The 19,974-nt window shown below is 66.9% G+C and carries 24 protein-coding genes and 1 pseudogene; 15 read left to right on the top strand and 10 right to left on the bottom strand.

The window, feature by feature from the left end:
* Positions 1 to 145: 145 nt before the first annotated feature.
* Positions 146 to 970 carry a 3'-5' exonuclease gene (locus M2351_RS33250; protein WP_264660263.1) on the top strand — a complete coding sequence of 275 codons (825 nt, stop codon included), beginning with the start codon at positions 146 to 148 and terminating at the stop codon, positions 968 to 970.
* Between the two features lie 69 nt (positions 971 to 1,039).
* Here the strand turns inward: M2351_RS33250 and M2351_RS33245 are convergent.
* Positions 1,040 to 1,552 (bottom strand): annotated as a pseudogene (locus M2351_RS33245) (protocatechuate 3,4-dioxygenase); the annotation flags it as partial.
* 81 nt (positions 1,553 to 1,633) lie between these two features.
* Between M2351_RS33245 and M2351_RS33240 the strand changes: the two are divergent.
* The 3 genes from M2351_RS33240 to M2351_RS33230 all read left to right on the top strand — a co-directional run bounded on the left by M2351_RS33240 (position 1,634) and on the right by M2351_RS33230 (position 3,113).
* A complete protein-coding gene (locus tag M2351_RS33240; RefSeq protein WP_264660260.1) occupies positions 1,634 to 2,350 on the top strand; it encodes an IS6 family transposase in 717 nt (238 codons plus the stop codon).
* A gap of 123 nt (positions 2,351 to 2,473) precedes the next feature.
* Positions 2,474 to 2,743 (top strand): BrnT family toxin, encoded by a 270-nt coding sequence (locus M2351_RS33235; protein WP_264660262.1) that lies wholly within the window; start codon positions 2,474 to 2,476, stop codon positions 2,741 to 2,743.
* A complete protein-coding gene (locus tag M2351_RS33230) occupies positions 2,736 to 3,113 on the top strand; it encodes a helix-turn-helix domain-containing protein (protein WP_264660261.1) in 378 nt (125 codons plus the stop codon). Before M2351_RS33235 ends, M2351_RS33230 begins: the two co-directional genes overlap by 8 nt.
* A 352-nt stretch (positions 3,114 to 3,465) precedes the next feature.
* On the opposite strand, the gene M2351_RS33225 is transcribed toward M2351_RS33230, so the two are convergent.
* Together M2351_RS33225 and M2351_RS33220 are read right to left on the bottom strand one after the other, a co-directional pair.
* Entirely contained in the window at positions 3,466 to 4,182 is a 717-nt protein-coding gene (locus tag M2351_RS33225; RefSeq protein WP_264660260.1) for an IS6 family transposase, read from the bottom strand.
* Complete coding sequence (locus M2351_RS33220; protein WP_264660259.1) at positions 4,179 to 4,610, bottom strand: hypothetical protein; 432 nt, start codon at positions 4,608 to 4,610, stop codon at positions 4,179 to 4,181. The genes M2351_RS33225 and M2351_RS33220 overlap by 4 nt, the downstream gene beginning before the upstream one ends.
* 90 nt (positions 4,611 to 4,700) lie before the next feature.
* Between M2351_RS33220 and M2351_RS33215 the strand changes: the two genes are divergently transcribed.
* Positions 4,701 to 5,174, top strand: coding sequence for a type 2 periplasmic-binding domain-containing protein (locus M2351_RS33215; RefSeq protein ID WP_264660258.1), 474 nt, complete (start codon positions 4,701 to 4,703; stop codon positions 5,172 to 5,174).
* A 101-nt stretch (positions 5,175 to 5,275) separates the two neighbouring features.
* Here M2351_RS33215 and M2351_RS33210 read toward each other — a convergent pair whose 3' ends face one another.
* Positions 5,276 to 5,908, bottom strand: coding sequence for a TVP38/TMEM64 family protein (locus M2351_RS33210; protein ID WP_264660257.1), 633 nt, complete (start codon positions 5,906 to 5,908; stop codon positions 5,276 to 5,278).
* A gap of 252 nt (positions 5,909 to 6,160) precedes the next feature.
* On the opposite strand from M2351_RS33210, the gene M2351_RS33205 reads away from it, so the two are divergent.
* On the top strand, positions 6,161 to 7,360 hold the full coding sequence (locus M2351_RS33205; protein ID WP_264654291.1) for an IS256 family transposase: 1,200 nt from the start codon (positions 6,161 to 6,163) through the stop codon (positions 7,358 to 7,360).
* Positions 7,361 to 7,808: 448 nt separating this feature from the next.
* The gene (locus M2351_RS33200) at positions 7,809 to 8,318 is read left to right on the top strand and encodes a hypothetical protein (protein WP_264660256.1); all 510 of its coding nucleotides are present in this window, start codon (positions 7,809 to 7,811) and stop codon (positions 8,316 to 8,318) included.
* A gap of 293 nt (positions 8,319 to 8,611) precedes the next feature.
* Here the strand turns inward: M2351_RS33200 and M2351_RS33195 are convergent, their stop codons facing one another.
* The 5 genes from M2351_RS33195 to M2351_RS33170 form a co-directional block, all read right to left on the bottom strand.
* Positions 8,612 to 9,379, bottom strand: a complete 768-nt coding sequence (locus M2351_RS33195) for an IS5 family transposase (protein ID WP_264657561.1) — start codon at positions 9,377 to 9,379, stop codon at positions 8,612 to 8,614.
* A 252-nt stretch (positions 9,380 to 9,631) separates the two neighbouring features.
* Positions 9,632 to 10,567, bottom strand: coding sequence for an NmrA family NAD(P)-binding protein (locus tag M2351_RS33190; protein WP_264660255.1), 936 nt, complete (start codon positions 10,565 to 10,567; stop codon positions 9,632 to 9,634).
* A 403-nt stretch (positions 10,568 to 10,970) separates the two neighbouring features.
* On the bottom strand, positions 10,971 to 11,207 hold the full coding sequence (locus M2351_RS33185; RefSeq protein ID WP_264660254.1) for a tautomerase family protein: 237 nt from the start codon (positions 11,205 to 11,207) through the stop codon (positions 10,971 to 10,973).
* A 50-nt stretch (positions 11,208 to 11,257) separates the two neighbouring features.
* Positions 11,258 to 11,968, bottom strand: coding sequence for an SDR family NAD(P)-dependent oxidoreductase (locus M2351_RS33180; RefSeq protein WP_264660253.1), 711 nt, complete (start codon positions 11,966 to 11,968; stop codon positions 11,258 to 11,260).
* 483 nt (positions 11,969 to 12,451) lie between these two features.
* Positions 12,452 to 12,688, bottom strand: a complete 237-nt coding sequence (locus tag M2351_RS33170) for a hypothetical protein (RefSeq protein WP_264660252.1) — start codon at positions 12,686 to 12,688, stop codon at positions 12,452 to 12,454.
* Positions 12,689 to 13,882: 1,194 nt separating this feature from the next.
* Between M2351_RS33170 and M2351_RS33165 the strand changes: the two genes are divergently transcribed.
* Together M2351_RS33165 and M2351_RS33160 are read left to right on the top strand one after the other, a co-directional pair.
* Positions 13,883 to 14,602 (top strand): hypothetical protein, encoded by a 720-nt coding sequence (locus M2351_RS33165; RefSeq protein ID WP_264660251.1) that lies wholly within the window; start codon positions 13,883 to 13,885, stop codon positions 14,600 to 14,602.
* Positions 14,603 to 14,714: 112 nt separating this feature from the next.
* Positions 14,715 to 15,344: a CGNR zinc finger domain-containing protein gene (locus M2351_RS33160; protein ID WP_264660250.1), complete on the top strand. Its 630-nt coding sequence runs from the start codon at positions 14,715 to 14,717 to the stop codon at positions 15,342 to 15,344.
* Positions 15,345 to 15,370: 26 nt separating this feature from the next.
* Here M2351_RS33160 and M2351_RS33155 read toward each other — a convergent pair whose 3' ends face one another.
* Positions 15,371 to 16,090 carry an SDR family NAD(P)-dependent oxidoreductase gene (locus M2351_RS33155; protein WP_264660249.1) on the bottom strand — a complete coding sequence of 240 codons (720 nt, stop codon included), beginning with the start codon at positions 16,088 to 16,090 and terminating at the stop codon, positions 15,371 to 15,373.
* 752 nt (positions 16,091 to 16,842) lie between these two features.
* Here M2351_RS33155 and M2351_RS33150 point away from each other — a divergent pair.
* The 6 genes from M2351_RS33150 (at position 16,843) to M2351_RS33125 (ending at position 19,948) form a co-directional block, all read left to right on the top strand.
* Entirely contained in the window at positions 16,843 to 17,592 is a 750-nt protein-coding gene (locus M2351_RS33150) for an SDR family oxidoreductase (RefSeq protein WP_264660248.1), read from the top strand.
* A 160-nt stretch (positions 17,593 to 17,752) separates the two neighbouring features.
* Positions 17,753 to 18,169 carry an organic hydroperoxide resistance protein gene (locus tag M2351_RS33145; RefSeq protein ID WP_264660247.1) on the top strand — a complete coding sequence of 139 codons (417 nt, stop codon included), beginning with the start codon at positions 17,753 to 17,755 and terminating at the stop codon, positions 18,167 to 18,169.
* Between the two features lie 105 nt (positions 18,170 to 18,274).
* Positions 18,275 to 18,739: a DUF6130 family protein gene (locus tag M2351_RS33140; RefSeq protein WP_264660246.1), complete on the top strand. Its 465-nt coding sequence runs from the start codon at positions 18,275 to 18,277 to the stop codon at positions 18,737 to 18,739.
* A gap of 150 nt (positions 18,740 to 18,889) precedes the next feature.
* On the top strand, positions 18,890 to 19,303 hold the full coding sequence (locus M2351_RS33135; RefSeq protein ID WP_264660245.1) for a copper resistance protein CopC: 414 nt from the start codon (positions 18,890 to 18,892) through the stop codon (positions 19,301 to 19,303).
* A gap of 244 nt (positions 19,304 to 19,547) precedes the next feature.
* Positions 19,548 to 19,811 (top strand): cupin domain-containing protein, encoded by a 264-nt coding sequence (locus tag M2351_RS33130; RefSeq protein ID WP_264660244.1) that lies wholly within the window; start codon positions 19,548 to 19,550, stop codon positions 19,809 to 19,811.
* Entirely contained in the window at positions 19,778 to 19,948 is a 171-nt protein-coding gene (locus tag M2351_RS33125; protein WP_264660243.1) for a cupin domain-containing protein, read from the top strand. The genes M2351_RS33130 and M2351_RS33125 overlap by 34 nt, the downstream gene beginning before the upstream one ends.
* The last annotated feature ends 26 nt before the right edge of the window (positions 19,949 to 19,974 follow it).

Here is a 19,974-nt window from a genome sequence, read left to right as displayed (position 1 = left end):
CCGGTGAGACGTCGCCTTGCTGGTGGTGAACGTCACGGTCTGCCGTCCATGCAGCGCCATGTCCGCAGAACGCGGATCGGTCATTTGTCCGTTGTGCTCCCTCAATCGATTGAAGAGCATGGCGCCGCTGCACCCTGGAAGTCCCATGCACCACGACACGCTGCTCTGCCTCGACATCGAGACGATGCCGGACCGCCAGATCCTCCCGGCGAACTGGCCGGCGGAGAAGTTCCCGCCGCCGCACTGCCACCAGATCGTCGCGATCAGTTTCGTCGAGGCGGCGATCGACCGCTCGTCCGGGGTGGAGCACTATCGGGTCATTGAGTGCCGGTCCGGCGGCGACCTCGACTACGACGAGGAGCGACTAATCCGTGGCTTCTGGAAGCACTTCGCCCGGACGCTACCGCGCGTGGTGACCTGGAACGGGCGCGGCTTCGACTTGCCGGTGCTGCGCCTGCGCGCGATGGTCTACGGCGTCCCCGTGCCGGCGTGGTTCCAGACCGGCGACAAGTGGACCGGCTACACCCAGCGCTACCAGCCCGACTTCAACTGCGACCTCATGGAGCAGATCGCCGACTACGGCGCCAGCCAGCGCATCGGCCTGCAGGACATCGCCGACCTGATCGGCTTGCCCGGCAAGATCGGCGGCCACGGCAGCGAGGTGGCCGACATGATGGCGCGCGGCGAGCTGGAGAAGGTGCGAGCCTATTGCGAGTCCGATGTCCTAACCCTGTACGCCGCCTATGTCCGCTGGGCGCTGCTCACCGGGCGCACCGACCCGGCCGGGCACAACGCCAGCGTCGACAGCCTCGTGGAGTGCCTGGTCCGCGAGCGGGCAACCCGCCCCCACCTGGGGGTCTTTCTCGACCGGTGGCAGGCCTCGACGCGGCCCGCCCCGATGCACGTGTCCGTGCCGCGCCCGACTCTGGCTGCGGAGCCGCCGCATCTGTCGAGCGAGCATGTTCTCTGACGCGGTGCTGGTTGAGCGGATGGGACCGGCCGGCGTCGTGGAGGGCGGAGACCGGGCCCCCGGAGTGGATCAGAGGGTGAGGACGATGTCGAAAGTGCTCCGGAGCGCACCCACCTCGACGACGTCCGCCGCGATCAATGGGACGATCACGCTGCGGCGCGCCTGCGGATCGCGGATGCCGTTCAGCAGGCCGTCATAGGCGTTCAGCGGCTCCCCCGCGACGTACATCTGCGTCACGAACCGTCCGGCACCGGGCACGATCACCGCGTAATGGATGTGCGGCGTGCGACCGAGATAGGGCACCGGCTTGAGCGTCCGGAACCGATAGGCCCCGCCCGAATCAACCACCGTCCGGCCGTAGCCCTGGAAGTTGCCGTCGAACCGCTCGTGGCCCGGCGCCCGTGGGTGCCGGTAGATCCCCTGTCCGTCGCATTGCCAGATTTCGACCACCGCACCGGAGACCGGCCGCCCGGTGCGGTCGCGGATCCGGCCCCCGATGTGGGCGACCGTGCCCAACGCCTGGGCCGCCGCCCCGTGGACCTGAACGAGGTCGTGGTCAATGTCCAAGGGGAAGCTGGTCGTGTAGAACGGGCTTTTGGTCTGGCCGGGGCACCGTCAAGTCCACGGTGGCGGGGTGGAAGGGGTGCGGGTATATGATTTGCCATGACGACGCCCCGTGATCCCCGCTATGCCGGCTACCGCTTCCCCGCCGAGGTCATCGCGACGGCGGTGTGGCTCTACTTCCGGTTTCCATTGAGCCTGCGGATGGTGGAGGAGATGCTGGCGGCGCGGGGTATTGTCGTCAGCCACGAGACGGTCCGGCAGTGGGGCCTGAAGTTCGGCCGCGAGATCGCGGATCGGTTGCGCCGGCGGGCGCCACGCCGGGGCGATAAATGGCACCTCGACGAGGTCGTCCTGACCATCGCCGGCAAGAAGCAGTATCTATGGCGGGCAGTCGACCGCGACGGCTACGTGCTTGATGTCCTAGTCCAGAGCCGGCGTGATGCCAAAGCCGCCAAGCGCTTGCTGCGCAAGCTGCTGAAGAAGCAGGGCTGGGCGCCCCGTGTGATTGTCACGGACAAGCTGAAGTCGTACGCCGCGGCCAAGCGGGCCGTCATACCCGGCGTCGAGCACCGGCAGCACAAGGGCATCAACAACCGGGCCGAGAACTCGCACCAACCAACCCGTCGGCGCGAGAGGCAGATGAAGCGCTTCAAGTCGCCCCGGCAGGTGCAGCGCTTTCTGTCCATCCACGACCCGATCGCCAATCTCTTCCACCTCCGCCGCGACCACCGCTCCGCCTCCGACTACCGCGCCGCCCGCGCCCAGGCCTTCACCACCTGGGCTGAAGTCGCCGGCGCGCCGCTGGTCGCCGCGTGATCACTCGCTCCCTGGTGTCCCTCGGCAAACTGTGTCCTCCTGAATCGCCAGCCTCAACGAGTTGACGGTGCGTCCACAGGTTCTCCCTCGACATCACTGCGGCCCGGCCGTATATTTCATCTCGTGATCACGCACCGTTGGGATCCTGTCAAAGCCGCCCTGAACCTCGCCAACCACGGGGTGCCGTTCGAACTGGCGGAAGTCCTGTTCACCGGCCCGGTGCAGGAAGTGACAGACACCCGCCACGATTACGTCGAAGTCCGCATCCAGGCCTACGGCCGCATCAACGGCCGCCTGTTTCAATGCGTGTACACGTGGCGGGACGACGGGCGCACCCGCTGGATCATTTCCTTTCGCAGAGCCAACAAACGCGAGGAACGCCGCTATGGCTGACACGACCAAGCTCTCACCGGCGGCCCAGGCCGCCCTGGCGGCGGTGGACTGGAAAGCCATTGACGCGATGACCGACGACGACATTGCGCGCCAGATCGCCGCCAACCCCGACGCAGTGGACCTCGGCGACGCGCCGCCGGAAGCGCTGCGGGTGGTGCACCCGTCCGGCGGCGTGGCCGTGCGGGCGATCCGCGCCAAGCTCGATCTGACGCAAGCCGAATTCGCCGCCCGCTTCGGGTTCTCGGTCGGTGCGGTGCGCGATTGGGAACAGGGGCGCAAGCAGCCCGACGCGCAAGCCCGCGTGCTGTTGCGGCTGATCGACCAAGCCCCCGATATGGTGGCCGACGCGGTGCGCGCTGTCGCCGCCTGACCGCCTTTCCCTTCCCTGCTGACCAGGCCGCCTTCAGGCAGCGCTTTTGCCCAAGCTGGCAGCCGGGGAGACGGAGCGTCGCGGCCCAGCTCCCCAGGCACAAAGCACCACGTTCAGAAGGCGCATTGTGGAGCGGTGCGGCGCCCCCGGCGCCAGAGCGTACTACTCCCAGACATCGCGCCCGTCCTGGCCAAAATCACGGGGCGGTCGCACTTTTCGCTTCTTCCGGTGGCGGGTCGCGGCAGCCCCGCCGGCCGGGTCAGTCTCCACTTGAAGCCAGCGCACCGTCAACTCGTTGAGGCTGGCGATTCAGGAGGACACAGTTTGCCGAGGGACACCAGGGAGCGAGTGATCACGCGGCGACCAGCGGCGCGCCGGCGACTTCAGCCCAGGTGGTGAAGGCCTGGGCGCGGGCGGCGCGGTAGTCGGAGGCGGAGCGGTGGTCGCGGCGGAGGTGGAAGAGATTGGCGATCGGGTCGTGGATGGACAGAAAGCGCTGCACCTGCCGGGGCGACTTGAAGCGCTTCATCTGCCTCTCGCGCCGACGGGTTGGTTGGTGCGAGTTCTCGGCCCGGTTGTTGATGCCCTTGTGCTGCCGGTGCTCGACGCCGGGTATGACGGCCCGCTTGGCCGCGGCGTACGACTTCAGCTTGTCCGTGACAATCACACGGGGCGCCCAGCCCTGCTTCTTCAGCAGCTTGCGCAGCAAGCGCTTGGCGGCTTTGGCATCACGCCGGCTCTGGACTAGGACATCAAGCACGTAGCCGTCGCGGTCGACTGCCCGCCATAGATACTGCTTCTTGCCGGCGATGGTCAGGACGACCTCGTCGAGGTGCCATTTATCGCCCCGGCGTGGCGCCCGCCGGCGCAACCGATCCGCGATCTCGCGGCCGAACTTCAGGCCCCACTGCCGGACCGTCTCGTGGCTGACGACAATACCCCGCGCCGCCAGCATCTCCTCCACCATCCGCAGGCTCAATGGAAACCGGAAGTAGAGCCACACCGCCGTCGCGATGACCTCGGCGGGGAAGCGGTAGCCGGCATAGCGGGGATCACGGGGCGTCGTCATGGCAAATCATATACCCGCACCCCTTCCACCCCGCCACCGTGGACTTGACGGTGCCCGGACAGGTGCACCTTGAGGGTGGGCAGCGCCAGGGTCTCGGCGGCCTGGGCGAGGTAGAGGCCGACGACGCGCGGGTCGGCGCCGAGCGGGGCGAAGCCGAGGCGGCCGGCCCAGGCCTCGTAGCGGCGCCAGGCGGCGCGGTAGGCGCGTTCGGTGTTGGCGCTGTAGCGGGCGGCGACGGTGCGGGCGGCGGCCTTGACGAGGCGCTCGATCTCGACGAGCTGCTCGGACGTGTGGGCGCCGGGCAGGACAAGGTCGTCGAGCAGGCCGGAGCGGATGCGCGCGCCGTCGGCGGCGCGGTCCACGGCGACGGAGCGGACGAGGGCAAAGGCGCGGTCGGCGGCGTGATCGGCGGCGGGCGGGGCGGGCATGGCGGCGGGCTCTCCTTGGAGATGCGGCTTGCTTGATCACTTCGCCTTTTTCAAGTCCGACAACCGCGCTCATCCAACGGCGGGCTGCACATGTTCTTCACGCACCAGTGTGGCCTCATCACCGATGATCACATCTGGCCGCGGGGCACGCGCCTGTACAACGCGCCGAACAGCGCCGATTACGTCATCTTCCCTGAACTCCTCTCCAAAGAGCCGCTCGGTCCGATCATCCGCAACGACGACAAGCGCTGGTTCGATGTTGTGCGCTGGGTCGTCCTGAGCACCGTGTTGGCGGAGGAGGAGGGCCTCACCGCCACCAATGCCGAGGCGCTGAAGACCTCTGGGAACGAGGAGGTTCGCAGACTGCTCGGCGTGATCCCCGGCTTGGGCCGGGGCCTCGACTTGGACGATGCTTGGGGCTGGCGCGTGGTCAGCCAGGTCGGCAACTACGGCGAAATCTACGACCGCAATCTAGGAAAAGGTACTCGGCTCGGCATGGAGCGGGGGCTGAACGCACTGTGGACCCAGGGCGGCTTGATGTACGCGCCGCCGCTCGGCGAATAGAGAAACTCAGCGCGCTCCGGTTTGGTGTTTGATCGCGGGGGCCGTCATGGGACTGCGGTCCCGTACCGCCATGTTGAAAGGGGGCGACGTGCGCAACGGTGTCAGGCTTCTGTGCGCGTGCGGGATAAGCGGCGCCACCACGCACCGGCTCCGAGCAGCAGGATGGCGACGCCGAGCGCTGCCCAGGCCCAGACGTTCCCGTCAAGCATACGGTCGCCCATCACCGCCGTGAGCACCGTCATCGGCACGATGCCGACCGCCGTGGCCCAGGTGAACGTCCACCAGGACACCGCGGTCAGCCCCGCGGCGTAATTGACGAGATTGAAGGCGATCACCGGGATCAGGCGCGCGATCAACAGCGCCCGCCACCCCTGCCGCCCGGACCAGTCGTCCAGCACCCGCCAATGATGCTCGGCCAGCACCCGGTGCACCCAGGGACGGCCAAGGATGCGCGCTGAGCCGAAAGCCGCCCACGCACCGAGCATGGCGCCGCCCCAGGTCACCACCGCGCCCCCGACCGCGCCGTAAACCATCCCGTTCGCCACAGACAGAAGTTCGGCTGGAAAGGGCACAAACGAATGCAGGATCATCAGCCCAACCGAGAGCAGAACGCCCCAGGCCCCCCAGGAACGGAGCAGCGCAACCAGATCGCCGGGCGATAGGGCGACCGAACTCCCGTTCAGCACGACGATGACGCCCCCGCCGACCAGAACCGCCAGCAGGCCGATCGCCAAGGCCGTTTGCCTCCAGGCGTGCCGGCGCCACACTCGTGCCGCTCCATCCGTCATCGTCGGGAACAGAATACTCCGATGCCAATCCAACATCCGATCGCGTCCCACCGCGTGGTGTCTGAGGCGTGAGGCTGGCCCGCCGGAGCGCTCCCCCATAGCTGGCGCAGGCGGGCCGGCCGTTCGGGAGCGGCGGTCACCGTGTTCTTCGGCTAAGTTGAGGTTGCTTAACGACCATCAACCAAGACGGAGACCACGATGACCGAGGACAGGATCGCTCTTCAGGAGCTGATTGGGAAGAGCGCCGATGCCGACTTTCTGCGCGAGATGGTCGGCTTCGCCGCCCAGCGCCTGATGGAGCTGGAGGTGGAGAGCCTGTGCGGCGCCGGGTATGGCGAACGCAGCGAGGACCGCCAGACCAAGCGCAACGGCTACCGGGAGCGGACCTGGGAGACGCGCGCCGGGGCCATCGACCTGCGCATCCCCAAGCTGCGGCGCGGCTCCTACTTCCCGGCCTTCCTGGAGCCGCGCCGCACCGCGGAGAAGGCGCTAATCGCGGTGATTCAGGAGGCCTACGTGCAGGGCATCTCGACGCGCAACGTCGATGATCTGGTCAAGGCGATGGGCATGACCGGCATCTCCAAGAGCCAGGTCAGCCGCCTGTGCCAGGACATCGACGAGCGCGTGCAGGCGTTCCTGAACCGGCCGCTGGAAGGCGACTGGCCCTTTGTGTGGCTGGATGCGACCTACGTGAAAGTGCGCCAGGACGGCCGCATCGTCTCGCTCGCCGCCATACTGGCCATCGGCGTCAACAGCGATGGCCGGCGCGAGGTGCTGGGGCTCGGCCTCGGGCTGTCGGAAGCCGAGACCTTCTGGACCGATTTCCTGCGCACCCTCACCCGCCGGGGCCTACGCGGCGTAAAGCTGGTGATCGCCGATGCGCATCTCGGGCTGAAGGCCGCCGCTTCCAAGGTGCTGGGCGCCACACTTCAACGCTGTCGTGTTCATTGCATGAGGAATCTCCTCGCCTGCGTCGGCAAGGCGCACCAGACGATGGTCGCGGCCACCATTCGCACCGCCTTTGCCCAGGAGACCGCTGAGGCGGCGCATGAGCAGTGGCGCCGGGTGGCCGACAGCCTGCGGCCGCGCTTTTCCAAGCTGGCGGCGCTGATGGACGAGGCGGAGTTCGACGTGCTGGCCTACATGAAGTACCCCAAGGACCTGCGCACCAAATTGCACAGCACGAATCCTCTGGAGCGGCTGAATGGCGAGATCAAGCGGCGCACCAACGTCGTCGGCATCTTCCCTGGCGAAGGGGCGGTTGTGCGCCTCGTCGGCGCCTTGCTGCTGGAGCAGCATGATGAATGGGCGGTGGCCCGGCGCTACATGACCATGGAAAGCCTGGCCGAGCTGTGCCACCCTCACACCCCTGATCCGCTGTCCATCGCAGCGGAGTAGACCGGCGGCCTCAACCCGCCGAAGAGCACAGAGGCCCCCTCAGACACCACGCCTCGGGGCACGATCCAACATCCGTGCAGAGGCGCATGTGCGCAAGACTTCCTATCGGGGAAAGTTGCCCATCGGCCGGCATGGCCATGGTGCGCGGACTGGGCGTGCCGGAAAGGCTGATCCGCAAGGTCTATGGCGCGATCAATGGGGCGATTGGGACGGCGGCGATGGTGGCCAAGGTGGCCGCACCTGTCCTTCAGTGCGCCGCTGTGGCAGGCGTTCGGCTCCTATGACGCTCGCGTGGGCGCCGCCCTGGTCGGTGCTCTGGTGGTCACCGCCTGTTTGTGGGCGGTGGCACTCACTGCCCACCCAGGCGCGATCCGCAACTCAGCTCCGTTTGCTCGGCTGCGGATCAGCGCCGCAGCCGATATAATGAGTCGAAAACACGTGACGAGCGATGCAGCAGGCGACCAACACCCTTCCTCGCGTGAAGCCCGTCTGGCACCACACGTTGGCTCTGGGCTTCCTGGCCGGAGCCCTGTCCGTCCTGAGTTTCCATCAGGCGACGCTCGGTGTCTTGCATCTCGCCGAAGCTGCGGCCGGAGCACCCTGGCGCCTCACCCCGACCGCTCCGTTTGGGGTGCCGGCCGTCCTGTCCGCGGCCTTCTGGGGTGGCCTGTGGGGCTGCGTGTTCGCGATGGTGCAACGATGGTTTCCACGCGGCGTCTTGCGCGGGCTTGCCGCCTCCTTTCTCTTCGGCGCCATCGCCCCAACCCTGGTGGGCTGGTTCGTGGTCCTGCCGCTCAAGGGGATGCCGGTCGGTGGCGGATGGCGGATGGCGGGCATGCTGACCGGCCTGCTCGTCAATGGCGCCTGGGGCGTCGGCACGGCCGTGTTCCTGGCCGTGCTGGCGCACGTCGTCTCGGTTCACGTCCGCAAGCGCTTTTGTAAGAACGTCAGGACGTAGCGCCAATGCACGCCATTCGATGAACAGGCGGCGCCAGTCAGCGCCCAGGTCGCGGCACCCGTGGCGATGGTGTCTCTCTTCTTCTCCCGTGCGATGTGCTGGACAGTGAGAGGGACCGCCGAGCTGATAACAGCTTGGTTCTGATGGTCGGCCAAAGCATCGATAACGCTCGGGGATCTTGCTCCAGGGTTATGGTTCCCGAGGGAGCCTGTATGTTCTTCGGCGAGTCGAGGCCGCCGGTTTACTCCGGGGCGGTCGCTTTTCGCCCTACGGCGAAGAGTTAGGGACGGTTTTCAGAATGCGCTGAGGCGGTTGGCGACGATGAAGATCGCCGCGGCGGTGAGCAGCGCGAGTATGATCCGCCCCAACCTGTCCTGCCGTCGATCTAGGCGTTTGTTTGCGAGCAGCCAAGCGCAGCCGTGCTCGACGACGCAGCGGACTTTGCCGAGCCCCGAGCCGTGGGGCTCGCCGATCTTGCGGATGTGCGGCTGGATGCCGTCGCGCAAGCAGAGCCAGCGGTTATCGGCGCTGTCGTAACCCGCGTCCGCGTAGAGCCTGCTGATGGCGGCGCAGACAACCTGGGCCAGGCGCAGCAGATCCGGAAAGAGCTTGGTGTCATGCACATTGGCGGGCGAAGGGACGACCGCCAGCGGCAGGCCATCGGTCGAGACGACCACGTGGTACTTGGTCCCGGGCTTACCGCGGTCGGTCGGGTTCGCCCCGGTCAACTCGCCGCCCCGCTTGGCCCGCACCGAGCAGCTGTCCACCACGACGTCCCATGCGGCGGCGTCGGGGCCGGAGCGCGCCATGCGGATGAGGACGGCATGGACACGGCGCAGCAACGCCGTGGTGTGCCACTCGTCCAGGCGGCGGCGCAGGGTGGAGCCCGAGGCGCGTCCGTCCGCAGCCTTCAACTCCCGCCATTGGACACCCTCGCGCACAAAGAAGCCGAGCGTCCGGATCACCTCCGCCGTCGGCACCGGGGGGCGCCCCGGACCGGGGTGCCGGGGCTCGATCCGGTCGATGATGCCAGCCACCAGCTCTACCGCCTGCGCGCGCATGTCCGCTCCCATGCCAAAGGCACGGGAACCGGCATGCGGTTACTTGATCACGCTCGCAGCTGACCTCGGAGAGTTCTGGAAACCGGGCCTTAGACGAGGCGTCGCGGGCCGACGATTGGTTCAGGCGTCCGCTCGTCGGCATGCAGGGCTGAACGGCGATGAACAGACTTTCGTTTTCCATCGCCGCCAGCATCAACGCCGCATCTCCCAGCGCCGAGGTCAGCGGAGGGGGGACGGCGAGCGACCTCCGCGTCACGCCGTGGCGTTGCTCCTCGTGAATTCGGCGGCGTGGAGTTTCACGAAATCGAACATGCTCGTCGGCGCCTTGCCCGTGAGCGTGATCAGGTCGTCCGTCATGCGATCGTACCGGCCCTGCGCATGCAGATCGGCCATCGCGGTGAGGTGGTTGACGAGATGCATCGGCACCCCCGCCTGCCGAAGGCCGTCGACCCATCCCGCGAGAGGCACGTTGCGGTAATGGATTGGTCGGCCGAGGGCCTCGGAAAAGACGCGCGCGTAGTGGTCCAGATCGGCCGACTCATAGCCGGTCAGATTGTAGACGTGACCGATGTGTGGCCTCGGGTCGTCGAGGATCACGGATACAGCGCGCGCCACATCGACCGCCGAGATCGGCGAGGTCCTGCCGCGGCCGAGCGGCAACGCCAACTCGTCGCCGTCTCGTACGCCGGCCGCGGCGAGACGCAGAAAGAAGCCTTCCAGGAAGACCGTCGGCCGCATCGTGACGACGGGCAGCCCCGACCACGCCAAGGCCTGCTCCGCAAGCCAGTGCAGCTTGTGCTGCGGGCTGTTGGTGGTCTCGGTGATGCCCATCTGCGTGACCGTCATCTGCGACATGTTCACGAAGGCCTCGACGCCGTGGTGGCGCGCCACCGCGGCGGTGTTGACGGTGGCTTCCAGATAGGCCTCCGAAACCGACATTCCGAAATAGAGGCGCGCGCACCCTTCGATGGCGCGGTGCATCGCGGTCAAGTCGGTCAGGTCGCCCTGCACGACCTCGGCACCAAGCCGTTGCAGGTCTTCCGAGCGTTCGTCCTCCCGCCGCACCAAGGCACGCACCTTATGCCCGTTGGCGAGCAGCATTGCCGTGAGCGTGCGGCCGATGGCACCGATGCTGCCGGCGGCTCCGGTCACGAGGATTGGGCGGTCATGGGCAGACGATGTCGTCATAGCGCTTTCCTCGTCGTTGCGGGCGCAGTGTTTGGCCGGCTTTCGAAGGTTCGGGGCGCACTCCGGACGCCCGTGACGGACCCTGGCAACGGGGCGGGTGCTCGCCGGACGTGCGGCGGGACTCCCGGACTTCGACGATCCGCTCCCCGCCGATAGCCGCGCGAGGCCTCGCGCTCGGGGTTCACGCCTGCGACCGCAATCGAAATGCGCGCGCCTGCCGTTTGTATGCCGTCTCTTTGCAAGACAAGCTTCCGTGTCGCGCAATGCTCGGACGCGAGCGGTCTGCTCATCCCGAAGCGGGGCCGCTGTGGGATCAGCGTGCGATCGAGGGCAGTCGGCCCGCTCTCAAAGCCGCAGCGAGCTGAGCCGTTTTTGGTGCCCCGCGGCCAGGGCGGTGGTCGGTTCAGGTGGTTTTGGTCGCCGTCCGGCGCCGGTACTCCACCACCGGCACCCCGCCCTGGCCCCAGTTCTCCAGGGGCACCTCGTCGATCACCACGAAGGTGGCCTCGTGGGGCTTGTTCAGCACCTCGTACAGCAGATCGCTGACGCCCTTGATCAGGGCGGCCTTCTGCTCCGGCGTCGCGGCGGTCTCGCCGGGGGTCGCACCCTCGCGGGTGATCTGGATGTTCACGTAGGGCATTGGAGCTTTCCTTTGCGTTCGGGGTGCCTGTCGGCGGCTGCCAGGGGCTCCTACCAGCGGCCGGCGTGCTGGCCGCCGTCGACGTGCAGCGTCTCGCCGGTGACGAAGCCCGCCCCGTCGAGGTAGAGGACCGCGTCCACGATGTCCTGGATCGAACCCATGTGGCCGACCGGGTGCAGGGCGGACAGGAACTCGTGCGTCTCCGGCGTGTGCATCGGCGTCTTGATGATGCCCGGCGACACCGCGTTCACGCGGATCCCCTTGCCGGCGTATTCGATGGCAAGCGAGCGGACCACCGCGTCCAGGCCGCCCTTCGACAGGGAGGCCAGCGCCGCCGGCACGCCGGCCAGGGGCTGGTCGACCAGCGTGGTCGTGATGTTGACGATGTGCCCGCTGCCCTGGGTCAGCATCTGCGCGGCGGCCAGCTGGGAGACGTGGAAGAAGCCGGCCACGTTGGTGGCCATGACCGCCGCGAAATCGGCCGCGGTGTATTCGGTGAAGGGCTTGGCGACGAAGATGCCGGCGTTGTTGACCAGCGTGTCGATGTGGCCGAAGCGCTCGCGGGCGGCCGCGACGACGCGCTTGGCGGTGTCCGGGTCGGCGATGTCGCCGCCGACGGCCAGGACGTTCGGGTCGCCGCTCGGCTGGATGGAGCGCGAGGTGGCGACGACGGCGAAGCCGCGCTGGCGGAAGCCCGCCACCAGACCAGCCCCGATGCCCTGCGACGCGCCGGTGATCAGCGCAACCGTCTGCGTGCTCATGATGGATCCTCGAATTTGAACAGGGTGAGTGGATGGGCGGCCCGCCACCTCCACCCGAGGTGCCGCGGGTCGTCCCACGCCCGTTAGCGTAGGCAGAAACGTGAGAATTTCTTGCTGAAGCCGAGACTTCCGACCGGCGCTCCTTGCCGTTTGTGCGCCCCGCTTTCCCATAAGACGATGCGCTAGGACGCATAAAAGGACAAACGAGCTTTCCTCAGCAGATCGGCAAAAGGAATTTGTCGATGTCGCGACCGTAGCTGCCCCTCAGCGGGTTCCACGCCTTCGAAGCCGCCGCCCGCCATCTCCGCTTCGTCCGTGCCGCGCAGGAACCGCGCATCACCCCGGCGGCGAGCAGCCATCAGGTGAAGGCACCGCGAGCTTCGTCGGAACGTGGGAGCCTCGCCCCGTTGAAGCTTGAGCAACTCCCGAGCAGCAGCAACTCCCGAGCAGCCGAGGCTGATGAGGACGGGTTTTGGCCAGTGATCAGCCGCCCGTCGACAACGGTGAAATCAGCCCAGTCGCCGCCCTTTCGTAGTTGGCGCCCAAACGCTTCAGCTTATCTTCGACGAGGAATGGGGAGACGTCGGTCAGGTGCACGGCATCCTCCTCCGTGTTGGCATGGACGATGCGAACCTCGACGGCCAAAGCTTCGTTCATGCACAGGATCTGGGAGCTGTCGAAGCTGGTTTGCTTGGCTCGTCTGCTCTTGAGCGTGATCACGCCGTGGAGCGCCGCCGTGATGCCAAAATGAACATGACCGCACAGGTAAGACGCCCCCGCTGTCACGGTAAGTTCGATCTGTCCTCTATCCTCGCGAGCCGGATGCGTAACCTGAGGTCTGGAAATTTGGCTTTTGTCGCTGGGCTGCCCCCGCCGTGGAGGTTCCCGCGACTGTGTTGCCCTTAATACCGTTCGCCCTTGTTGCCAAGCATGAAAAACCGGGAGCCAGAGCCTCAGGGTACGATCATCGCCTCGTTGATGATACAGCTCATCCAGGCTGAAACATCTCATCCAGACGGGACCGGAAAGTATGGCGCCGGCCGCCGCCGCCCTGTTCAACCTGGTTATGCGCTTGGAATTGCCAAGAGCCTTGGGTGCCGAGAGTCTTTAGGGCCAAGAGTCTTTGGGGCCAAGAGCCTCATCAATTTTGAGGCGGTTGTCCTAAAGCGACGCGCCTGTTGGCGATAATGACGATGCAGCCGGTGGTGAGCAGGGATTGAATGATGCCCGCTGGACGCGGCTCAGGTTGTGGCGGCGCTTGCTCGACCGGCTGCGCCGGACTTGGCGGCTGGCCTGCGGCGGTGTGGCAGAACCCAGCGACGTCGTAATCGACAGCCGGAGTTGCCCGTCGGCCCCGAGCTGCCTGAAGCGTGTTGCCGGTGACCGCCCTGTCCCTGGGGTGGAGCACCGGTCCAGTGGAAGGGCGGATCACCAAACTCAAGCTGGTAAAACGCCAGATGCACGGTCGGGCGAAATTCGACCTCTTGCGTCAGCGGGTGCTCGCTGCAGCTTAAAGCTCTCAGAGTTGTGCACCGAGAATGATACTGCTGGCGAATTCGACGGCTTGCTCCGTGAACTCCAAGGACCCTATCAGACCCAACGTTTCGGGACATGATTTTTCGCCCTGTGAAGCTCCCCGAAACGCCGCTCAGGAATTCGCCAGCAGTATCGAGAATGCGGAAGAGCCAATTTTCGAGCGCACTGTGCAGCCCCTGGAGAACTGGGGCCAGGGCGGGGTGCCGGTGGTGGAGTACCGGCGCCGCACGGCGGCGAAGCGCCCGCCGTCGGTGTGACGCGGCCGCTGTGCCGGGGGGCATCGGTGGCTGTTCAGGTCTTGTGGACGGCGGGAGGTTGGGGGGACCGACAGGCCTTGCCGCCGGACCCCGCGCCCCGTGCAACCCTGGGGAGACGACGATGACCGACCTACTGCACAAGGTCCTGGCCGCGCACGGCGGGCTCGACCGCTGGAACTCCTTCAAGACCGTCAACGCGACGATGGTGTCGGGTGGCGAGCTGTGGGGCATGAAGGGGATCGAGGCTGATTCAACACGCCGCCGCGTCGTCGCCGCCATCCATCGCGAATGGGCGAGCGTGGCCCCTTACGGCAAACCCGATTGGCGCATGACCTTCACGCCGGAGCGTTGCATGATCGAAGCGGGCGATGGCCGCATCGTCGCCGAACGTGATCATCCACGCGCCGCCTTCGCCAACCACGCGCTGGACACCCCGTGGGATCCTCTCCACCGATCCTACTTCAGCGGCTACGCCATGTGGACCTATCTGAACACGCCTTTTCTGATGGCTTTGCCCAAGGTCGGCGTCGAGGAGATCGCCCCCTGGCGGGAAGGCGATGAAACCTGGCGCGTGCTGCGGGTGACCTTCCCGGCCAAGATCGAAAGCCACTGCCCGGTGCAGGACTTCTACTTCGGACCGGATTTCCTGCTGCGCCGCCACGATTATCAGGTCGACATCTCCGGAGGCTTTCCGGCCGCCCAATATGTCCACGACAGGGTGCAGGCCGACGGCTTCACCTTTCCGACGAAACGGCGGGCCCACCCCCGGTGCGCCGATGGCCGTCCGGATCGCGACCGGACCTATGTCTGGATCGACCTCGACGACGTCAGCGTGGGTTGACGGGGCGCATGCTTTTCTGTGCGGTCGGCCGACGGCCACTCTTGAAAGATAACCCAAAAACGCATATTTTAACGGTTACGAACACCGTCCCATCCAAAGTCGTAGGCATCTGATGAGCGTGAACGTCGGCCATTACCCGGATCCTATCCTGGTTGGCGATCATCTTGCGATGGATTTCCTGAACAGCATCGAGAATCCTCGCGATGCCTCGACCGACTGCCTGCGGGACGGGCACGGCTTCGTCCTGTGGCTGCTCAAGGCCGGCGCGATCGACGCCGAAGACGCGGCTCGGCTCCAAGGGATGCCTGCCGACGACCTGGATGCCGTCGCCGGGCAGGCGCGCCGACTTCGGGACTGGTTCCGCCAGATCGTCCTGACGCTTGCGGCGCAGGCTCATCCCCACGTCCATGAGAGCGACCTCGGGCCGCTGAACGACGTCCTGGCCAAGGACAACAGCTTTGCGCGCATCACAGGCCAGTCCGGCGACGGCGCTCATGGGCTGCAGTTGAGGCGCGTGAACCGGTGGGCGAGTGCCGAGCAAACGCTGCAGCCGATCGCCTCGTCCATCGCGAGGCTCCTGACGGAAGAAGATCTCGGCTTGGTGCGAAATTGCGAAGGGCCGACCTGCACGCTCCTGTTCCTGGACCGGACCAAGGCCCACAAGCGCCGTTGGTGCAGTATGGCCGTCTGCGGCAACCGGGCCAAGGCCGCCGCGCACCGCGCCCGCGCCAAGGCCGTCTAGCGGCCCACGGGCGTCGTCGATAGGGATCAGAATTTCTCCACCGCGGGCCGTACGTCCAGCTCCAGAGTCCAGACGGTGCGCGGCTGGCGGTGAAGGTGCACATAGGTCTCCGCAAGGGCGTCGGGGTCAAGCATCGTGTCCGGGTCGCGGTCCGGTTGGCGTTTGCGCGCGGTGGGCGTCGCGATCTGGCCGTCGATCACGACATGGCCGACATGGATGCCCTGCGGCCCCAATTCCCGCGCCATGCACTGGGCAAGCGCCCGGAGGCCGAATTTTGCGACCGCGAACTTGGCCAGGCGCGCGCTGCCGCGCAGGCTCGCGGTCGCGCCGGTGAAAAGGATCGTGCCCCGCCCTTCCGGCACCATGCGCCGGGCCGCCTGCTGGCCGACATGGAATCCGCCCAGGCAGTCGATGCGCCAGCACCGCTCGAAAGCGGCGGGATCGATGTCGAGGATGCCGGCCGGCTCGAACGTGCTGGCGTTGAACACGACGAGATCCGGCGCGGCGCCGATGGCGTCGAACGCGGCCCCGAACACGGCGGCGACCTCGTCCCCCTTCGACACGTCGCACGCATGGGCCGTCACGCCCTGAAGCCCCGCCGCGTCGCGCAGGCGCTCCAGCTTACCGACATCGCGCGCCACCATCGCGACCGCCATGCCCTCGCCCGCGAGCCGTCGCACGAGCGCCAGGCCCAAGCCCGGCCCGACGCCGAAGACGATCGCCCGTTCGTTCCTGCCGCTGCCCATGGGAGTTCTCCTGTTCAACCGGCTGGCCCTCCAACCGGCTGGCGGTGTGCGCCATACGGGCGTTCCGCGCGAGGCGCGCCTGTCGGCTCCTGCGCGAGAAGCCATTCCATTCGGCGGAATCGCCCGCGGAAAGGATGGGCCACCGTCGGGGGCGACAGCGACCCTAGTCTGGGAGGAGCGCATCAGGAGGAACGCGCGGAAGCAGCATCAACACAAGCTGCCGACAGGATCCTACGTCGTATCGAGTCGATACCAAAGCTTTCCGTTGGCAGATGGACTTCCTGCGTAGGGAAAGCTTCGGGATGCCGCATTCACAGCCGGTCGGTCGTGCGGCGGAGGGGAGACGCAAAAATCGACAGTAACCTGGTAAAAACGTGTTGACAGGTTATTCAGCGGCCGATAACCTCTGAACTCACAGATGAACGGTTACTTCGAGGGCGTCGGCGAGACAGGAGGTCTCAAGCGTCTGGGGCTGAACCCCGCATAGGACTGGAGCGCGAAAACGCAGTCTACCAAGGCGGCACATCCCTCCAGCACCACATTGCGATGGCAGTCGCCCTTTGCGTCAGGTCGTTTCCCTTTACGATATCATTCTAATCGGCGCGGCTTCCTTAGGAGGATAGCCCCGCTCGACGGTCGCTCAGCGATCATCCGGAGCGCTTCACTGTTGGTTGTCTCGCTGCAACCGGCCGCGGCACTGCTCGCAGCAACAGGCATCTTTTGGCCGCGTCCCGTCAATGAGGAGTCATGTCATGGGCCGTTTCACGAACAAGGTCGTGGTTATCACCGGCGGCAACGGCGGCATCGGTCTTGCCGCGGCACAGGAGTTTGCCCGGGAGGGTGCGAAGGTCGTCGTGACGGGCCGGAACCCAAGCTCGCTCAGCGAGGCGGAGAAGGTTCTGGGGCCGGACGCGCTCATCGTTCCGACCGATGTCACCAAGGCCGCCGACCTGGATGCCCTGTTCCAGACCGTGCGTGACCGGCATGGCCGGATTGACGTCCTGTTCGCCAACGCCGGCACCGCCAAGCTCGCCCCCGTCGAAGGCACGAGCGAGGCCATGTTCGACGAGATCATCAACACCAATTTCCGCGGCGCCTACTTCACCGTCCAGAAGGCCCTGCCGCTGCTCAGCGACGGCGGCGCGATCGTCTTCACCACCTCCTGGTTCGTCCAGGCGGGCGTCGCCGGGACGTCGGTGGTCTCGGCCAGCAAGGCCGCGCTTCGGAACTTCGCCCGGACGCTGGCGTCGGAACTGCTGCCCCGGAAGATCCGGGTCAACGCCATCAGCCCCGGCGTGGTCGAAACCCCGCTCTTCGGCAAGCTCGGCCTGTCCGAGGCCAGCGTGCAGGAACTCGGCCAGCACCTGATGCAGCGGATCCCGGCCAAGCGCTTCGGCACGCCCGAGGAGATCGCCAAGGCGGTGACGTTCCTGGCGTCGGACGACGCGTCCTACATCACGGGGGTCGAGCTGGCCGTCGATGGCGGCCTCACGCAGCTCTAGTCAACGGACCCGGCCACGCGAGGCCGGCGGAAACCCGCCTCGCGTGGCATGGACACAAGTCCCCCACCGCACCCAACCAAGCCCATCACCCGGTCGCATAAATCGTATGCGATTTCATCGGACGTGCCTTTCGCAGGGCGCAAAATTACGGAGACGTACCATGACGAAGATCCAGAAGCTCATCTACACCGGCCGCACGCACACCACGGGTGGGCGCGCCGGCACGGCCCGCAGCGACGACGGCCAGCTCGACGTCAAGCTGTCGACACCGGGAACGTCCGTTCCGGGCACCAATCCCGAGCAGCTGTTCGGCGCCGGCTGGTCGTCCTGCTTCGCCGCGGCCATCGGCCTCGCCGCCAAGGAGCAGAAGGTCGCCCTTCCCGGCGGCGTGAGCGTCGACGCCGAAATCGACCTCGGCACCAACAGCGACGGCTATCTGCTCGCCGCGCGGCTGAACGTCAGCCTGCCCGGCCTGGACCGTGAGGTTGCCCAGCAGCTCGTCGCCACCGCGCACCTGACCTGCCCCTATTCCAAGGCGACGCGCGGCAACATCGACGTCCAGATCACCCTGGTCTGAGACCGGCGCCCCCTCCATCGGCCGGCGCGGCGGGATGCTCCGCCCAGGTGTTTCCCGCCGCCGGCCGCAACGCACAGGAACGACCCCATGACCACATTCATCTAAATGGCTGCCATCAAGACCGTTGCCGCGGTCGCCGCCTCGATGGCCGCCCTGCTCACGACGAGCGCCGTCGCGCAGAGCGCGCGGGAGATCCGCGGCCCGTCGCCCTATGAAGCGATCGCGAACGAACCCGCCCCCAGGCTGATCGTCGATCCGCCGCTTCCCGGCGCCTTGGCGGAGGGCGTTTTCCAGGCCCAGTATCGGGTGGAGAACCTGCGCATCGTGCCGGTGTTCGGAGCCGGCGCCCTCCAGGCCTCACCACGCATCGGCCATCTGCACGTGATCGTCGATGACCTGCCGTGGTGGTGGGCGGATGCCAGCGACAACAACACGGTCGACGTGGCCGGCCTACCACCCGGCCCGCACAAGGTGACCATCCAGTTGGTGAATGCCGACCATGGCATCTTCCCCGGACAGGTGGTCGTGGTGCCGTTCGTCGTGCCCGAGCATGCTGGAACGCACCACTGACGCGGGTTTGGGGCCGCCTTGGGCCGACACGGGCGCCGTCGCGGACGGCGGCGCCGGTCCCACTCCACCGCGGACCAACCGCCGCTCCCGACCAGCACCCCGCCCCTGCGCGCCGACCCGCGCATTCCCACCAACGCATCTGAGGACGCCATGACACTCCGCCGCGTCGCGCCCGCCGCGCTGATCGCCGCCTCGATCGCTGCCCTGCTTCCGGCGGGCACCGGCTTCGCCCAATCCCCCCGAACCGCGAACGTCGTTGCCGCGGGGTCGGCACGCTCCTTCTCCGTCCGGTTCGACGAACCCTTCAACCACGCGCAGGCACGCGTCGAGCTGGTCGCGCCGGGATCGTCCCGCGTCCTGCAGCCGCGGCTCACCAGCGCGCCCAACACGCTGTTCGTCGCCATGGGTGTGCTGCCAGCAGGCCATTATCAACTTCGATGGGCGGTGCAGACCGCCAGCGGCGCCGTGGAGCGGGGCGGCATTCCATTCACGGTCGCGCCGCCCGAAGGGCTGCAGGGGACCGACGGCGTAATGGTATCCATGCAGGACACGAACGACCGGTGATGGGCGGGGTGCCCCAACTTTGTACGCAAACGTGCCGACCCCGGGACGGCGGAACAGACTGATACAAAAAGCCGGTCTTCCGGACACACTTGGCTGACATGGACCCGGCATAACGGAGGCATCGACCGACCCTCCTCGGACGATGCCCGGCCGGCGGCCCCGCCCCGCTCTCTCCCGCCGGCCGGGTCCCCCGCCACGCCAAACTCTGCCTTCCATTCGCCTGAACCATGAAAGGATGCTTCGCATGAAAAGGACCTCAATCCTGGCCGCGGCCGTGCTGTTCGTCGGGAGCGGTTTGACGCTGGGCTTGGCGCAGGCGCAGCAGTCGGGGATCGGCCGCACGGAAACCCTGCGCCATGACCTCGGCAACTCCGGACGCGAGGTCGTCCAGGTGCGCGTCGACTTCGCCCCGGGGGCGTCCTTCCCCAAGCACACGCACCCGGGCGAGGAGATCGCCTATGTCCTCAAGGCGCCATGGAGTATCAGCTCGATGACAAGCCGCCGGTAACGCTGAAGGTCGGCGACGCCCTGTTCATTCCGGCCGGCACCGCCCATTCGGCGAAAAACGTCGGCGACGTCAAGGCGTCGGAACTCGCCACCTATCTTCTCGACAAGGGCAAGCCGGTCCTTACCTTGTCCAAGTAGGACGAGCGGGTTGCGTCATCGTCCGC

It is taken from the genome of Azospirillum canadense, from assembly GCF_025961225.1.
GTDB lineage: Bacteria > Pseudomonadota > Alphaproteobacteria > Azospirillales > Azospirillaceae > Azospirillum > Azospirillum canadense.
This window is presented reverse-complemented; position numbering and strand designations above follow the sequence as displayed.

What these genes read in the sequence shown, in the direction of transcription:
- M2351_RS33250 (WP_264660263.1), top strand. Translation starts at nt 146, where the DNA reads ATGCACCACGACACGCTGCTCTGCCTCGACATCGAGACGATGCCGGAC.
- M2351_RS33240 (WP_264660260.1), top strand. Translation starts at nt 1,634, where the DNA reads ATGACGACGCCCCGTGATCCCCGCTATGCCGGCTACCGCTTCCCCGCC.
- M2351_RS33230 (WP_264660261.1), top strand. Translation starts at nt 2,736, where the DNA reads ATGGCTGACACGACCAAGCTCTCACCGGCGGCCCAGGCCGCCCTGGCG.
- M2351_RS33225 (WP_264660260.1), bottom strand. Translation starts at nt 4,182, where the DNA reads ATGACGACGCCCCGTGATCCCCGCTATGCCGGCTACCGCTTCCCCGCC.
- M2351_RS33220 (WP_264660259.1), bottom strand. Translation starts at nt 4,610, where the DNA reads ATGCCCGCCCCGCCCGCCGCCGATCACGCCGCCGACCGCGCCTTTGCC.
- M2351_RS33215 (WP_264660258.1), top strand. Translation starts at nt 4,701, where the DNA reads ATGTTCTTCACGCACCAGTGTGGCCTCATCACCGATGATCACATCTGG.
- M2351_RS33205 (WP_264654291.1), top strand. Translation starts at nt 6,161, where the DNA reads ATGACCGAGGACAGGATCGCTCTTCAGGAGCTGATTGGGAAGAGCGCC.
- M2351_RS33200 (WP_264660256.1), top strand. Translation starts at nt 7,809, where the DNA reads ATGCAGCAGGCGACCAACACCCTTCCTCGCGTGAAGCCCGTCTGGCAC.
- M2351_RS33195 (WP_264657561.1), bottom strand. Translation starts at nt 9,379, where the DNA reads ATGCGCGCGCAGGCGGTAGAGCTGGTGGCTGGCATCATCGACCGGATC.
- M2351_RS33190 (WP_264660255.1), bottom strand. Translation starts at nt 10,567, where the DNA reads ATGACGACATCGTCTGCCCATGACCGCCCAATCCTCGTGACCGGAGCC.
- M2351_RS33185 (WP_264660254.1), bottom strand. Translation starts at nt 11,207, where the DNA reads ATGCCCTACGTGAACATCCAGATCACCCGCGAGGGTGCGACCCCCGGC.
- M2351_RS33180 (WP_264660253.1), bottom strand. Translation starts at nt 11,968, where the DNA reads ATGAGCACGCAGACGGTTGCGCTGATCACCGGCGCGTCGCAGGGCATC.
- M2351_RS33165 (WP_264660251.1), top strand. Translation starts at nt 13,883, where the DNA reads ATGACCGACCTACTGCACAAGGTCCTGGCCGCGCACGGCGGGCTCGAC.
- M2351_RS33160 (WP_264660250.1), top strand. Translation starts at nt 14,715, where the DNA reads ATGAGCGTGAACGTCGGCCATTACCCGGATCCTATCCTGGTTGGCGAT.
- M2351_RS33155 (WP_264660249.1), bottom strand. Translation starts at nt 16,090, where the DNA reads ATGGGCAGCGGCAGGAACGAACGGGCGATCGTCTTCGGCGTCGGGCCG.
- M2351_RS33150 (WP_264660248.1), top strand. Translation starts at nt 16,843, where the DNA reads ATGGGCCGTTTCACGAACAAGGTCGTGGTTATCACCGGCGGCAACGGC.
- M2351_RS33145 (WP_264660247.1), top strand. Translation starts at nt 17,753, where the DNA reads ATGACGAAGATCCAGAAGCTCATCTACACCGGCCGCACGCACACCACG.
- M2351_RS33140 (WP_264660246.1), top strand. Translation starts at nt 18,275, where the DNA reads ATGGCTGCCATCAAGACCGTTGCCGCGGTCGCCGCCTCGATGGCCGCC.
- M2351_RS33135 (WP_264660245.1), top strand. Translation starts at nt 18,890, where the DNA reads ATGACACTCCGCCGCGTCGCGCCCGCCGCGCTGATCGCCGCCTCGATC.
- M2351_RS33130 (WP_264660244.1), top strand. Translation starts at nt 19,548, where the DNA reads ATGAAAAGGACCTCAATCCTGGCCGCGGCCGTGCTGTTCGTCGGGAGC.
- M2351_RS33125 (WP_264660243.1), top strand. Translation starts at nt 19,778, where the DNA reads ATGGAGTATCAGCTCGATGACAAGCCGCCGGTAACGCTGAAGGTCGGC.